The sequence below is a fragment of the Caballeronia calidae genome, from assembly GCF_900044055.2.
GTDB lineage: Bacteria > Pseudomonadota > Gammaproteobacteria > Burkholderiales > Burkholderiaceae > Caballeronia > Caballeronia calidae.
Genome location: NZ_FCOX02000003.1, coordinates 167266 through 180853, shown reverse-complemented (window position 1 = coordinate 180853; position 13588 = coordinate 167266). Strand labels below are relative to the sequence as shown.

Below are 13588 nucleotides of genomic sequence, written 5' to 3'. Positions count from 1 at the left end.
TCAAATGTCCGCTTCGACTTCGTTGCCCTTCTCTTCGAGCCAGCTTCGGCGCGATGCCGCTTCGCCCTTGCCCATCAGCATCGTCATGCGCGACACCGTGAGATCGAAGCCGAGATCGCCGAGACTCACCGGGAGAAGGCGGCGCGTGTCGGGGTTCATCGTCGTGTCCCAGAGTTGTTCCGCGCTCATTTCGCCGAGACCCTTGAAGCGGCTGATGGTCCACGCCGTTTCGCGCACGCCGTCCTTGCGCAGCTTGTCGAGGATCGCTTCGAGCTCGCCTTCGTCGAGCGCATAGAGCTTCTGCGCGGGCTTCTTGCCGCGCGCGGGGGCATCGACGCGAAAGAGCGGCGGGCGCGCGACGCACACATGGCCGCGCTCGATCAGTTGCGGGAAATGCTTGAAGAAGAGCGTGAGCAGAAGAACCTGGATGTGCGCGCCGTCGACGTCGGCATCGGAAAGAATGCAGATCTTGCCGTAGCGCAGGTTCGACAGATCGATCTGATCGTCGGGACCATGCGGATCGACGCCGATCGCCACCGCGATGTCATGCACTTCGTTGTTCGCGAAGAGCCGGTCGCGCTCGGTTTCCCACGTGTTCAGGACCTTGCCGCGCAGCGGAAGGATGGCCTGGAACTCCTTGTCGCGGCCCATTTTCGCGGAGCCGCCCGCCGAATCGCCCTCGACGAGAAAGAGCTCGTTGCGCGCGATATCGGTCGATTCGCAATCGGTCAGCTTGCCTGGCAGCACGGCCACGCCCGAACTCTTTTTCTTCTCGATCTTCTGGCCGGCGCGCGTGCGTGCCTGCGCCTGACGGATCACGAGTTCCGCGAGCTTCTTGCCATATTCGACGTGCTGATTCAGCCACAACTCCAACGCCGGCCGCGAGAACGACGACACGAGCTTCACCGCGTCGCGGCTATTGAGGCGTTCCTTGATCTGCCCCTGGAACTGCGGGTCGAGCACCTTCGCCGACAGCACGAACGACACGCGCGCGAACACGTCTTCCGCGAGCAGCTTCACGCCCTTCGGCTGCAGATTGTGAATCTCGACGAAGTTCTTCACCGCCTGAAAGAGGCCGTCGCGCAGGCCGGATTCGTGCGTGCCGCCCGCGGGCGTCGGGATGAGGTTCACATAGGATTCACGCAGGAGCGTGCCTTCCTCGCTCCACGCGACGACCCACGATGCGCCCTCGCCTTCCGCGAAGGTTTCCTCGGTGTTTTTCGAGCTTTCGGCGTAGCGCTCGCCTTCGAACAAGGGAATCAGCAGTTCGCTGCCGCCCATGCCTTCGAGCAGATAGCCGCGCAGGCCGTCTTCGTACTTCCACGTCTGACGCTCGCCCGTTTTCTCGATGACGAGCACCACTTCGACGCCCGGCAGCAGCACGGCCTTCGAGCGCAGGAGCCGCTGCAGTTCGCCGAGCGGCAGATTCGCGGAATCGAAGTACTTCGGATTCGGCCATGCGCGCACGCGCGTGCCGCTTTTCTTCGCGCCGCGCTCGGCGGCGCGCGTCGTGAGTTCCTCGACGACATCGCCGTTGGAGAACGCGAGCTGCGCGACCTTGTTGTCGCGCCAGACGGTCACTTCGAGACGCGTCGCGAGCGCGTTCGTCACCGATACGCCGACGCCGTGCAGACCGCCCGAAAACGTATAGGCGCCGCCCGCGGCTTTATCGAACTTGCCGCCCGCGTGCAGCCGCGTAAACACGATCTCGACGACCGGCACGCCCTCTTCCGGATGCAGGCCGAACGGAATGCCGCGGCCGTCGTCCTCGACGGACACGGAGTTGTCGTTATGCAGCGTGACCGTGATCTGCTTGCCGTAGCCGCCGAGCGCTTCGTCGGAGGCGTTGTCGATCACTTCCTGAATGATGTGCAGCGGATTCTCGGTCCGCGTGTACATGCCGGGCCGCTGCTTGACCGGCTCCAGGCCCTTGAGCACCTTGATCGATGCTTCGCTGTAGCCGGCTGCCTTGGCGTTCATGACAGGGCGTTTGCCTCGTTCCGTTCCTGTCGCCATTGCGCTGGATTTTTTCGTGGACATAGTTGAACGTTGATCCGGCTCTCGGGCGCGCTCGCGGGGAAATGCCACAACGCAACGCCCGATAGGCCGGCGAATGCTTGATGAATATGCCTGGCCGGATGCCTGATGAGCGAGGCGGAAAACCGCCCGCCGATCCGAGCCGCGCTAGGAGAATAGCGGTTTTCGCTCGCCGCGCCCACCTCGGCGCGTCAAAACTCGCTTCACATGCATGATTCGCGTTCACGCAATCGACACGCGCGCGGCCCGCAAAAGCGCTTACTTGCGCTTCGCTTCCAGCTCTTCCCAGCGCTCGAGCGCGACGAGCAATTCCTCTTCGATCGCCGCGTGCCGCTCCGAAAGACGCGCGCCTTCCTTCGCATCCTTCGCGAAGATGGAACCGTCTTCGAGTTGCGCGCCGATGGTCTTCTGCTCCTCTTCGAGCTCGGCGATACGCCCCGGCAGCGCCTCCAGTTCGCGCTGCTCCTTGAAGGACAGCTTCACGGTGCGCTGCGCATTGCGCCCGGCGGCGCTTTCCTTGGGCGCCTCTTCCTTCGGCGTTTCCTTCGCGCTCTGACGCGCCGCTTCCTCCGCGATGCGCTCCGAACGTTCGCGCTGAATCTGCCAGTCCGAGAAGCCGCCGACATACTCGCGCCACTTGCCGCCGCCTTCGGCCGCGAACACCGAGGTCACGACGTTATCGAGGAATGCGCGGTCGTGGCTCACGAGCAACACGGTGCCGTCGTAATCGGCGAGCAGTTCTTCGAGCAGTTCGAGCGTGGGAATGTCGAGATCGTTGGTCGGCTCGTCGAGCACGAGCACGTTCGCGGGACGCGCGAAGAGACGCGCGAGCAGCAGGCGATTGCGCTCGCCGCCCGACAGCGAGCGCACCGGCGAGCGCGCGCGCTCCGGCGCGAACAGGAAGTCGCCGAGATAGCTCATCACGTGCTTCTTCACGCCGTTCACTTCGACCCATTCGCTGCCCGGGCTGATGGTGTCCGCGAGCGACTTGTCGAGATCGAGCTGCGCGCGCATCTGATCGAAATACGCGGCCTGGATGTTGGTGCCGGTGCGCACGCTTCCTTCATCGGGCCGCAGTTCGCCGAGAATGAGCTTGAGGAGCGTGGTCTTGCCCGCGCCGTTCGGGCCGACGAAACCGATCTTGTCGCCGCGCATGACAGTCGCCGTGAAGCGGTCGACGATCGTGCGCTCGCCGTAGCGCTTGGTCACGTCGGTCAGCTCCGCGACGATCTTGCCGGACTTCTCGCCCTGGCCGACATCGAGCTTCACGTTGCCCTGCACGTTGCGACGCTCGGCGCGTTCGTTGCGCATCTCGACGAGCCGCGCGATGCGCCCGACACTGCGCGTGCGCCGCGCCTCGACGCCCTTGCGAATCCACACTTCCTCCTGCGCGAGCAGCTTGTCGAACTTCTCCTGTTCGATTTTCTCGACTTCGAGTTGCTGCGCCTTTCTCGTCTGATACGCGCTGAAATTGCCCGGATACGACAGCAGACGCCCGCGATCCAGTTCGACGATGCGCGTCGCCACGCGATCGAGAAACGCGCGATCGTGCGTGATGAAGAGCAGGCCGGAGCGCAACGTGACGAGCAGATCTTCCAGCCAGCGAATGCCTTCGAAGTCGAGATGGTTGGTCGGCTCGTCGAGCAGCAGCACGTCCGGCTGCACGACGAGCGCGCGCGCCAGTGCGACGCGTTTCTTCATGCCGCCCGACAACGCGCCCGTGCGCGCGTCGCCGTCGAGGCCGATCTGCGCGAGCGTCGTCGCGACGCGCGTGCGCCAGTTCCACGCATCGCGCGTATCGAGCGCCGATTGCAGCGCGTTCATGCGCGCGAGCAGTTCGTCGTGCTTCGCGCCCTCGGGCGTGTCCGCGAGCGCGTGCGCGACCGCGTCGTATTCGTCGAGCAGCGCGCGGGCATCGGTAAGACCGGAGGCGACGACATCGAACACGGTGGCGTCGAGATCGAACTCGGGCTCCTGCGGCACATAGACGGTCGTGAGCTCGCTCTGGCGCGTGACGAGCCCGTCATCGGCCGCGGCAAGACCCGCGACGATCTTCAGCAGCGACGACTTGCCGGCGCCGTTGCGGCCGATCAGCCCGACACGCTCGCCCGCTTCGAGCGAGAAGTCGGCGTGGTCGAGCAATGCGACGTGGCCGAACGCGAGCTGCGCGTCCGAAATGGAATAAAGCGACATGGGAAAACCGGATGAATAGCGATTGAATCGGCGACGAACACGACAACCGATGGAAGCGCCCATTGTACCGGGCGCAGCGCGTGTGGCGCCTCGCATCGGCCGAACGGACAAGACGGCGCGCGCGGCGGCGTCCGTCCTCATACAAGCAAAAAGGCCGCCCGGAGCGATCCGCGGCGGCCCTGTCCTGCGTGCGATGCGCCGTTACTTGACGTGCACCTTGATCGTCTGCGCCATGTCCGGCCCGTAGGAGCGATGCGCGCCGTCGCCGAACTGCATCGTCAGCGTGTGATCGCCGGGCGGCAGCTTCACGTCGGCTTCGGTCTGGCCCTTGCCGAAGTGCAGCGACGTGTCGTTCGCCGGAATCACCGTGCCCTTCGGTAGCGGCTTGCTATCGATCAGCAGATGGTGATGGCCGGTGCCATCGGTCATCGTGCCCGCAGGCGCCACCGACATCCCGTCGACGCCGAATTTCACGTGCACGGGGCTCGTCACCGTCGCGCCGTCCTTCGGCTCGATGAAATAGACGCGCGCCTGCGCATGCGCCGCGCCGGCGTATTGCGTGAGCAGGATTGCGCCAGTCAGCATCGCGCCCAAGAGCTTTTTGTTCATCGTTCTCTCCATGTTGTGAAACCGGTCGTTGGCGCGAAGTCGGCGCCGGAGCCCCGAAAAGCATACACCGGGCTTTCGCGACGGCGTATCCGTACGATCCTGCGGATCACGCAATGCGGCACGGCGTCGCGCTTGGCGGCGCGATCGGGGAACGCCGGCGCCGATTCCTGTAAGATGCCGGGTCGCCGCGCCGCGCGTCCCGAAAGCCGCACGCCGTCCGTTTATTCCTTTCGAATCAAGAGTCTGTCGTGAGCGAAGTCATCGAATACAAAAGCTGGGTCTGTCTGATTTGCGGCTGGATCTACAACGAGGAAGAAGGCCTGCCGGACGAAGGCATCGCCGCCGGCACCCGTTTCGACGACATCCCCGCCGACTGGCGCTGCCCGCTGTGCGACGTGGGCAAGGCCGATTTCGTCGTCGTCGAGTTCTGATTCGCGCTGCCGCGTCCGCGCGGCGGCTTTGGCTTCGTCTACAGCTTCGGATTTCAGCGCGCCACCGCGATCAGCTCGCGGCTCGTCTCATCCACCGGCGCGCGATCCCAGTCTCCGTACCAGTCGATACGCGCGAAACCCGCTTTCGTCAGCAGGCGCGTCAGCTCGTCTTGCGCGCGAAAGCGCAACTCGCTTTGCGCGCTCAGCGTTTCTTCGGCGATGTCGGTCCCGGGCTTCGGCATGAATCGATAGTGCGTCGTGAACGCGACGCGCCCGGTCGCGAGCGGATCGGGTTCCGCGTGCAGTTCCTGCCACACTTCGACCGTCCTTCCGTCCGGCGCTTCGATGCGTCTTGCCGAACCCTCGGGCGTCCAGTTCTGCCACGCGCGCGCCGCCGGATTGCGGCTTTCGAACGCGATCGCGCCGCCGGGCCGCAGCGCGCGACGGGCGGCCGTGAGCGTCGCGAGCAACGATGCATCGTCGATGAAGACCTGCGCGACGTGTCCCGTCATCACGAGCAGATCCGCCGCGCCGACGAACGGCAGCGCGCTCGCATCGCCTTCGATCCACGTCACCTCGTTGCCATACGGACGCGAGCGCGCGACGCGCAGCATCGTCGCCGACGGATCGATGCCCGTCACGCTCTGGCCGCGCTTCGCCAGTTCGCACGCGAAGAGTCCCGTGCCGCAGCCGAGATCGACGACATGCCGCGCCGGTTGCGCCAGCGCCAGATAGAACGCGGTATCGGCGGCGAAGGGATTGAGTGCGTCGTAAAGCGCGACGAGGCGCGAATCGTCGTAGTGCATCAGCGGCTCTGATACGCGAGCGCGTCGCGCATGGGCTGGCTGCCGATCATGATCGGGCCGGTGAAGGGCGTGTCGAGATCGAGGATCACGAGCACGGCCGAGGCGATCGACAGCGCGCCGAGCATGATCGTCACGAGCGAGAGCGCGTTGCGCGGCGCGATCAGCCCGAAGCACAGGAAGATGATGAGCAGCCATCCGACGAGAATCCGGTCGAACGGATAAGCGATCGACCCGTGCGCCTCCTCGATCAGCTTCCAGCGCAGCGCGATCAGCTGCTCGAAGCGCGCGGCGCTGTCCCTGGCGAGCTGGCGGTGATAGTCGTCGCGCGGATCGAGCATGCGTACGGCGTGCTGTCCCTGGTTCAGCATCGCGCCGAGCCTGATGCTCGCGAGGTTGTCCGCTTTTCCTTTCGACGGCTCGACGTTCGGATAGTCATCGCCCGGCGGACGCGGCTCGTGCGGCCACGTGCTCGCGATCGCCGCCGCCGTGTACGAGCGCAGGAGCGCGCGCACGGGATCGAGCTCGGCGCCATAGTCGCGCATTGCGCGGTCGAGCTCGATGAGCGCGGTCGCGTAGCTGCGCACGTCGCTATTGGTGGTATCGAAGCTCGTTTTCGCCGATGCGGTCAGAAGACCGAGCACGAGCGCCGCGAATGTCACGAGCATGCCGACAACCAATTGGACGAGTTGCACCGTTTCCTGCGCCTTGTGCTCCTCGGGCAGGAGCGGCCGCACGATCGCGCCGAGACCCGTGCTGGCGAGCAGAAGGATGAAGACGAACACCGCGGACTGGATTTCGGTCATGGGCGCGTGGGCCGTGACGGCGAGTCTTAAGTGGTCGCATTATCGGCGGGAAACGGCTTGCGGTTCAACGCGGGCCGTGTGCGGGGGGAGAAGAAAAGAAGACGGGCCGCGATGGGCGGCGTGCGGGAATCCTTGGTCCCCCCGGCAGGAATCGAACCTGCATCTAGCGCTTAGGAGGCACTCGTTCTATCCATTGAACTACGGGGAGCGGACCGCGCGTCGCCGATGCGTCGGCGAGCGAGCGCAGAGTATAGCAAACGCTATCGACGGTATCGGCTTCGGCGTGAAGAAACTCGGGCTTTCGGGAAACAATGAAAAGACAGGGTTTGTACCTATCAAGTTTCGCCGAACCCCGCCGCCATCGGAATAATGGACCACATCCCCGATATCAAGCCGCAGGGCGCGTTTTCGGCACTGCTGGCGGACCAGGACTTGACGCACCTCGAACGGGTGCTGCGTCGCTCGTTGTCATGCGATCTAGGCGGTCCATTGCTGCCGCCATCGTACTGGCGCGAGCGGCTCGCAGCCATCACGCGCCGGTCACATCTCTCGCACACGCAGCTTCAGACCGTGCATCGGCTGTATCTGCATCTCGATGCGTTCGAAGCCAATAGCCGCGCCGCCGCCGACGATGACGATGACGACGCACCCATCGCCGCAGCGGGCGGCGAAGCGCCCTGAAGCCTTCGGGCCGGCTTCAATGCCGATGCCGCAGCCACCATTCGCGCAGCGGATGACGTTGCGCATGACCGCGCGCCGCCACGCGCTTGCGATGCTCGTCGCGCCAATCCTGCGCGAGCAGCACGATGACGATCGTCGCGAGGCACGCGAGCCCGACGAATATGCTCGAAAAATCCCACATGGCGCCCTCCCGCTTTTTGTTCCCGCCATGTCTGAATTCTAGGCTACGTACCGGCCGATCTCACGCCGCCCGACGCGCGCGCTGCTGCTGTTGCGCATGCGCCGCGAGCCGCACCGCCGCGTTGGCCGCGCCGTAGCCGTCGTAACCGCCGCGCCGCTCGATCACCTCCAGGAAGAAGCGCTGATCGAGCTGCTCCGTGTACGCGTGGAAGAACTCGCCGCCGCGCTCGTCGCGATCGTAGAGGATGTTGTGCTCGTGCATCGTGTCGATCAGCTCGTCCGGCAGGCCAAAGCGCGCGACGAGATCATCGTAGTAATTGCGCGGGATGCGCAGGAACTTCACGCCGTCGGCTTCGAGGCGCGGAATCGCATCGAAGATATCGGGCGTGCTGAACGCGACGTGATTCAATCCCGAGCCGCGATACGTCGACAGCGATTCCGACACCGCCGTATAGCGGTCCATCGACGCGTTCAGCGCGATGCGCACCGAGCCGTCGCGGCTTCTCACGGCGCGGCTGCGCACGAGACCGTACGGATCGGGCACGAGCACGGCGGCCTCCGTTTCGAAGCCGAACGCGCTGCGGAAGAACAGCACCCACGTATCGAGCGCATCGGCGGGCAGCGACAGACACACGTGATCGATGCGCGAAAGCGGTCCGACTTCGTATGGCCCGTCGATGTCGGTCAGGATGAAATCCGATTCCCACAGCGTCGGCGCGCCGGGCGCTTCGTCGACGAAATAGTCGAGACTGCCGTCGGGCGACTGCACGCCCGGCACCACGCGCTCGTTCGGGCCGACGCGCCCCGAAAACGGCTTCGAGCCGTACGCCGCGGCGCGTTCGAACGCCTGTTTCGCATCGTCGACATGAAACGCCGACGCGCACAACGACAGGCCATGCTTCTGAAAGAACGCGCTGGCGAAGGAATCGCCTTCGGCATTGAGCACGATCGAACCCGCGCCATGCCGATACAGCGCGACATCCTTCGAGCGGTGCTTGCCCGCGAGCCGGAAGCCGAGCCTGCCGAGCCATTGCGCGACGTGCTCGCGCGTGGCGTCGTCGACGGCGAATTCGAGGAACTGGAAGCCGATGTGCTCCGGCGGCGCCGGCGGGTTGAACAGTTCGGGCGGCGCCTTGTCGCCCATCAGTTCGCGCGTCTGCTCTTCGAGGAAACGCAGCGAACGATAGCCGTCCGCCGCCGTGATCGTCGTAGGCGCGGCGCGAAAGCCGTCGTTGAAAATTTCGAGCGACAGCGGACCCTTGTAGCCCGCTTCGAGCACGCGCGCCGTGAAACCCGCGACATCGAACGCGCCCTGCCCCGGAAAGCAGCGATAGTGACGGCTCCATTCGAGCACGTCCATCGCGAGCAGGGGCGCGTCGGCGATCTGCACGAACGCGATGCGCTCGCCCGGAATCGACGCGATCTCGTCGACGGAATCGCGGATCGACAGCGTATGGAACGTGTCGAGCGCGAGGCCGAGGCTCGGATGATTCACGGCATCGACGAGCTTCCACGCGTGCTTGTACGAGTTCACGTAACGGCCCCACGCGAGCGCTTCATACGCGACGATCACGCCCGCTTCCTGGGCGATGTTCGCGAGCACGCCGAGCTGGTCGGTGATGAGCGCGTCGTCGCGGATGGTGTCCGGCGACACGTTGCTGCACACGAGAATGCGGTCCGTGCCGAGCTCGTGCATCAGCTCGAACTTGCGCTTCGCGCGCTCGACGTTCCTCGCGAGACGCTCGGCGCTGACGCCGTCGAAATCGCGGAAGGGCTGGAACAGGTAAATCTCGAGGCCGAGGTCGGCGCACATGCGGCGCACGTCGGCGGGCGTGCCGTCGAAATAAACGAGATCGTTTTCGAAGATCTCGACGCCGTCGAAACCGGCCGCCTTGATGGCCTGCAGCTTCTCGGGAAGCGTGCCGCTGATGGATACCGTCGCGATGGATGTCCGGATTGAACGCAGCATCGCTGCCTCCTCATTGCAATTCAGTGAACGCGGGATGGATCGAAAGCGGTGCCTTCCAGTGTAGGACGTCCACATCGGGACGGAAAACCGCGGCGCGCAATCCATGTCATTCTGCGAGATAATAACAAACTAACTAGACCGTACAAATTAGTGAAAACACGAACCGACAAGGCTCGCGCGTGCGTTCACACTGCGACGTACTCAATTTCGCACTGCAGCATGCAGTGCTCATCCATGCCGGAGCGCTCGCATGACCAACAAGACTTCGTATCTCATCGGCCTGATCGGATCGGGCATCGGCGGCTCGCTCACGCCCGCCATGCACGAAAAGGAAGGCAGCAATCTCGGGCTGAATTACGTGTATCGGCGTATCGACCTGCAGGCGCTGGAACTGGAGCCGTCCGCCCTGCCCGATCTGCTCGACGCGGCCGAGCGCATGGGCTACGACGGGCTGAACATCACGTATCCGTGCAAGCAAAGCGTGATCCCGTTGCTCGATGATCTCGACCCCGACGCGCGCGCGCTCGGCGCCGTGAACACGGTGGTGCTGAAGGACGGCAAGCGCATCGGCTACAACACGGACTGGTCGGGCTTCGCGCGTGCATTCCAGCGCGAGCTGCCCGGCGCGCCGCTCGAACGCGTCGTGCAGCTCGGCGCGGGCGGCGCGGGCGCGGCCGTCGCGCATGCGGCGCTCACGATGGGCGCGCGCGAGCTCACGCTGTTCGATTCCGACGACGCGCGTGCCGCGTCGCTGGCCGCCGAACTCGCGGCGCGCTTTCCGGATCGCACCGTGAAAAGCGGCGGCGATCTGCGCGAGACGCTCGCGGCGGCAAGCGGCCTCATCCACGCGACGCCGACCGGCATGGCGAAGCTGCCCGGCCTGCCGCTGCCGGCGGACCATCTGCACAAGGAATTGTGGGTCGCGGAAATCGTCTACTTCCCGCTCGAAACGGAACTGCTGAAAGCGGCGAAGGCGCTCGGCTGCCGCACGGTGAGCGGCGGCGGCATGGCCGTGTGTCAGGCGGTGGATGCGCTGCGCATCTTCACGGGACGCGAGCCGGATGCCGAGCGCATGTTCGCGCACTTCCAGAGCTTGCTGGAACGCTGATTCATCGACGGCACTGAAAAACGGCGACCTCGTGAGAGTGTCGCCGTTTTGCTATTCGCGCGATGAAAAGATCAGGCGTCGCGCCGCATGAAGCGCAGCATCGCATCGACGATCATCTCGCGATGACGCGCGCGCGAACGCGCACCCGACGGATCGCGCCCGAACGCCGCGCCCCACGTATGACGGTTCGCGACGCGATGAAAGCAGAACGAGCTGATCATCAGATGGAGATCGATGGGATCGATGTCGTCGCGAAACTTGCCCGCCGCGACACCGCGCGCGATGAGGTCCTCGATGGTCTTCACGACCGTCGAATTGCGCGCCTTGAAGGTCTTCGATTGTTCGATGTACTTCGCAGCGTGAATGTTTTCGATCGTCACGAGCCGCACGAAATCGCGATGCTTGTCGTGATAGTCGAACGTGAAGCCGACGAATTCGCGCAGCGCTTCTTCCGGCTCCATCTCCGCGAGCTGCAGTTCCTGCTCCAGTGCGCGGATATCGCCGTAGACCTGCTCCAATACCGCTTCGTACAGCCCTTCCTTGCTGCCGAAGTAGTAGTACAGCATGCGCTTCGTGGTGTTGGTGCGCTCCGCAATGGCGTCGACGCGCGCCCCGGCCAGGCCCATCGCCGAGAACTCCTGCGTGGCGATGTCCAGAATGTTCCGCTTGGTCTCCTCAGGATCGTACTTGCGCCGCCCTTCTGCTGTGGTCGACGAGGGCGCAGCACTGGCGGCCTTGCTTCCTTTTTTCATTTTTCTGTCTGAGAACGGCATTGAAAATCGATTCTAGCACGCGCTATCGACGCATCTTTGCCATAACAGGCGTTCGATACAGAGGGCTTCACCTATAATTTTTTTACCCCGCAGACAAATCGAAATTCATATCCGCATGAAGCGTTCTCACTTTCTCGCCGCCTCGTTTCTCGCTGCATGCTGTCTTTCCGCGACCGCGCAGACCGCCCCGCCTGCGGGCCATCCGTCACCGAAACAACAGATGGCCGCCGAAGGCGTGATGACGAGCGCGAACATCGCGCGCGGCGCGGCGGACGTCTGTCATATCGATGCCGCGAAAGTCGCGCGCTTCAAGGATGCCGTCCGCACGAGCTATCCCGACGCCCCGGATTTCGACGGCGCATGGAAGCTCGGTCTCGCTCAGGCGCAGCCCGCCGTGGACCGCTTCGAGAAGCTGAAGACGAGCAATCCCGCGGAGTATCGGAAGGAAATCGGTGAAGCGTGCCCCGCGCTCAATCGCGGCATCGACGAAGTCACGCAGCAGAAGTAATCACGCGTTCTTGCCGTCGTAGTGCGCGCGCTTTTCGGCGTACATCGCGGCGTCGGCGCGTTGGAGCATCGGTTCGAGGCGCTCGCCTTCGTGGGCGGTGGCCGCGCCCATCGCGAAGCATAGCGGCATGCCCGAGTAGAACTGGTTGTTCACTTCGAGCAACTGGCGAATGCTGTCGATCACCGTCTCGCCGCCGCGCTCGTCGGTGCCGGGCAGCAGCACCATGAACTCGTCGCCGCCGATGCGCGCCGCCTGGAACGGCTTCTCCACCGCCTTGCCGAGCACTTCGCCCGCGCGGCGCAGGAGCGCATCGCCGGCGGCGTGGCCGAGCTGATCGTTGACGGCTTTCAGGCCATTCACGTCCACCGCGATCGCCGTCACCGGGAACGGACCCTTGCGCTCCAGGCGATTGATCTCGTCGATATAAAACGAGCGGTTCTTCAGCTTCGTCAGCACATCATGTTTGCCGAGGAACTCCAGATACGCCTCGGCTTTCTTGCGCGCGGTGATGTCGGTCAGCGCGACGAGCACGAGATCCCAGCGCGCCTCATGCCCCGGAAACACCGAGAACTGCAGATGCACATGCACCTCGTTGCCTTCGAGCGAATAGTTGAGCACTTCGCGCTGATGAAAGAGCCGGCCGTCCCACAGATCGATCAGCTGCTCCTGGAAGTGCTGCTGCATGTCGTCGCGGAACACGTCGGGCAGGCGCGCGAGGAGCGTCGCCTTGTCGGGCGCGGCGAACATGCGCAACGTGTGCTGATTCACGTCGAGCACGTGAATCTCCTGCATGCATCGTTCGACGAACTCCGGATGCACGTTCGTGAACGTGCGAAAGTCGACGATGCCGCGCTCGCGCACATCGTCGAGCAGCGCCTTCACGGAACTGAAATCTTCCACCCATAGCGACACCGGCGAATGCTCGAACAAGCCGCGCGCATAGAGCTCGCTCGCGGCGGCCGCGCGCCGCATCGCTTCGAGTTCGGTGATGTCCTCGATGGTGACGAGCACGCGGCTCCACGTGTCCTCGTGCCCCGGCAGGATGACCGCCTTCAGCAGCACGTCGAGGCGCTTGCCGTCGAGCGTGTAGTTGACCGTCTGGCTCACGAAGCGCTGCTTGCCGGACCACAACTGCTCCAGCTCGTCGACGTGCGTGGTGAGCATGTCGTCGCGAAACACGCGATCGAGGTTCTGCACGAGATGATCGACGTCCTTCGCATGAAAGAGCGACAGCGTGCGCTGATTGACCTTCACGACGCGAATGCGCGTCGAGCATTCCGCGATGCGCGCCGGATCCTCGGCGAGAAAAGCGCGCAGATCGGTAACGCCCGCCGCGCGCCACCGCTCGAACTGCTCGCGCACGGCGCTGAAGTCCTCGAGCCAGAGCGAAACGGGCGCGAGGTCGAACATGTCGGCATCGTCCTCCGGCACGCTCGCCGGCATGAATTGACCGGCAGCGCGGCGCGGGTCGTTGGGCATGGTCGTCCTTT

At 64.5% G+C, this 13588-nt stretch carries 13 protein-coding genes and 1 tRNA gene; 4 read left to right on the top strand and 10 right to left on the bottom strand.

The window, feature by feature from the left end; genetic code table 11:
* The 3 genes from AWB78_RS04705 to AWB78_RS04695 all read right to left on the bottom strand — a co-directional run bounded on the left by AWB78_RS04705 (window position 1) and on the right by AWB78_RS04695 (window position 4839).
* Window positions 1–1980, bottom strand: coding sequence for a DNA topoisomerase IV subunit B (locus AWB78_RS04705; protein WP_062602729.1), 1980 nt, complete (start codon window positions 1978–1980; stop codon window positions 1–3).
* Window positions 1981–2295: 315 nt separating this feature from the next.
* Window positions 2296–4230: an ATP-binding cassette domain-containing protein gene (locus tag AWB78_RS04700; protein ID WP_062602727.1), complete on the bottom strand. Its 1935-nt coding sequence runs from the start codon at window positions 4228–4230 to the stop codon at window positions 2296–2298.
* Window positions 4231–4431: 201 nt separating this feature from the next.
* On the bottom strand, window positions 4432–4839 hold the full coding sequence (locus tag AWB78_RS04695; RefSeq protein WP_062602724.1) for a DUF4399 domain-containing protein: 408 nt from the start codon (window positions 4837–4839) through the stop codon (window positions 4432–4434).
* A 248-nt stretch (window positions 4840–5087) separates the two neighbouring features.
* On the opposite strand from AWB78_RS04695, the gene AWB78_RS04690 reads away from it, so the two are divergent.
* Window positions 5088–5270: a rubredoxin gene (locus tag AWB78_RS04690; protein WP_041730228.1), complete on the top strand. Its 183-nt coding sequence runs from the start codon at window positions 5088–5090 to the stop codon at window positions 5268–5270.
* 53 nt (window positions 5271–5323) lie between these two features.
* Here AWB78_RS04690 and AWB78_RS04685 read toward each other — a convergent pair whose 3' ends face one another.
* From AWB78_RS04685 to AWB78_RS04675, 3 genes are all read right to left on the bottom strand, one after another.
* Window positions 5324–6076, bottom strand: a complete 753-nt coding sequence (locus tag AWB78_RS04685) for a class I SAM-dependent DNA methyltransferase (protein WP_062602722.1) — start codon at window positions 6074–6076, stop codon at window positions 5324–5326.
* Entirely contained in the window at window positions 6076–6879 is an 804-nt protein-coding gene (locus AWB78_RS04680) for a bestrophin-like domain (RefSeq protein WP_062602716.1), read from the bottom strand. The genes AWB78_RS04685 and AWB78_RS04680 overlap by 1 nt, the downstream gene beginning before the upstream one ends.
* A 133-nt stretch (window positions 6880–7012) precedes the next feature.
* Window positions 7013–7087: transfer RNA gene (locus tag AWB78_RS04675), tRNA-Arg, on the bottom strand.
* Window positions 7088–7248: 161 nt separating this feature from the next.
* On the opposite strand from AWB78_RS04675, the gene AWB78_RS04670 reads away from it, so the two are divergent.
* Complete coding sequence (locus tag AWB78_RS04670; protein ID WP_062602714.1) at window positions 7249–7560, top strand: hypothetical protein; 312 nt, start codon at window positions 7249–7251, stop codon at window positions 7558–7560.
* A 16-nt stretch (window positions 7561–7576) separates the two neighbouring features.
* Here the strand turns inward: AWB78_RS04670 and AWB78_RS46275 are convergent, their stop codons facing one another.
* Window positions 7577–7741 (bottom strand): hypothetical protein, encoded by a 165-nt coding sequence (locus tag AWB78_RS46275; RefSeq protein WP_157697408.1) that lies wholly within the window; start codon window positions 7739–7741, stop codon window positions 7577–7579.
* Between the two features lie 60 nt (window positions 7742–7801).
* A complete protein-coding gene (locus tag AWB78_RS04665) occupies window positions 7802–9697 on the bottom strand; it encodes a bifunctional sugar phosphate isomerase/epimerase/4-hydroxyphenylpyruvate dioxygenase family protein (protein WP_062602969.1) in 1896 nt (631 codons plus the stop codon).
* Window positions 9698–9959: 262 nt separating this feature from the next.
* Here AWB78_RS04665 and AWB78_RS04660 point away from each other — a divergent pair, with 262 nt between their 5' ends.
* A complete protein-coding gene (locus tag AWB78_RS04660) occupies window positions 9960–10817 on the top strand; it encodes a shikimate dehydrogenase (protein ID WP_062602712.1) in 858 nt (285 codons plus the stop codon).
* 71 nt (window positions 10818–10888) lie between these two features.
* Here AWB78_RS04660 and AWB78_RS04655 read toward each other — a convergent pair whose 3' ends face one another.
* Window positions 10889–11569, bottom strand: coding sequence for a TetR/AcrR family transcriptional regulator (locus tag AWB78_RS04655; RefSeq protein ID WP_062602710.1), 681 nt, complete (start codon window positions 11567–11569; stop codon window positions 10889–10891).
* A 136-nt stretch (window positions 11570–11705) separates the two neighbouring features.
* Between AWB78_RS04655 and AWB78_RS04650 the strand changes: the two genes are divergently transcribed.
* Window positions 11706–12098, top strand: a complete 393-nt coding sequence (locus AWB78_RS04650) for a hypothetical protein (RefSeq protein WP_096031743.1) — start codon at window positions 11706–11708, stop codon at window positions 12096–12098.
* Here the strand turns inward: AWB78_RS04650 and AWB78_RS04645 are convergent, their stop codons facing one another.
* Window positions 12099–13577, bottom strand: coding sequence for a sensor domain-containing diguanylate cyclase (locus AWB78_RS04645; RefSeq protein ID WP_062602707.1), 1479 nt, complete (start codon window positions 13575–13577; stop codon window positions 12099–12101).
* Window positions 13578–13588: the final 11 nt, after the last annotated feature.

Excerpts from the sequence above, each read along its gene's own strand:
- AWB78_RS04680 (WP_062602716.1), bottom strand. The coding sequence starts at position 6,879 with ATGACCGAAATCCAGTCCGCGGTGTTCGTCTTCATCCTTCTGCTCGCC.
- AWB78_RS04670 (WP_062602714.1), top strand. The coding sequence starts at position 7,249 with ATGGACCACATCCCCGATATCAAGCCGCAGGGCGCGTTTTCGGCACTG.
- AWB78_RS04700 (WP_062602727.1), bottom strand. The coding sequence starts at position 4,230 with ATGTCGCTTTATTCCATTTCGGACGCGCAGCTCGCGTTCGGCCACGTC.
- AWB78_RS04655 (WP_062602710.1), bottom strand. The coding sequence starts at position 11,569 with ATGAAAAAAGGAAGCAAGGCCGCCAGTGCTGCGCCCTCGTCGACCACA.
- AWB78_RS04685 (WP_062602722.1), bottom strand. The coding sequence starts at position 6,076 with ATGCACTACGACGATTCGCGCCTCGTCGCGCTTTACGACGCACTCAAT.
- AWB78_RS04650 (WP_096031743.1), top strand. The coding sequence starts at position 11,706 with ATGAAGCGTTCTCACTTTCTCGCCGCCTCGTTTCTCGCTGCATGCTGT.
- AWB78_RS04660 (WP_062602712.1), top strand. The coding sequence starts at position 9,960 with ATGACCAACAAGACTTCGTATCTCATCGGCCTGATCGGATCGGGCATC.
- AWB78_RS46275 (WP_157697408.1), bottom strand. The coding sequence starts at position 7,741 with ATGTGGGATTTTTCGAGCATATTCGTCGGGCTCGCGTGCCTCGCGACG.
- AWB78_RS04695 (WP_062602724.1), bottom strand. The coding sequence starts at position 4,839 with ATGAACAAAAAGCTCTTGGGCGCGATGCTGACTGGCGCAATCCTGCTC.
- AWB78_RS04645 (WP_062602707.1), bottom strand. The coding sequence starts at position 13,577 with ATGCCCAACGACCCGCGCCGCGCTGCCGGTCAATTCATGCCGGCGAGC.
- AWB78_RS04705 (WP_062602729.1), bottom strand. The coding sequence starts at position 1,980 with ATGAACGCCAAGGCAGCCGGCTACAGCGAAGCATCGATCAAGGTGCTC.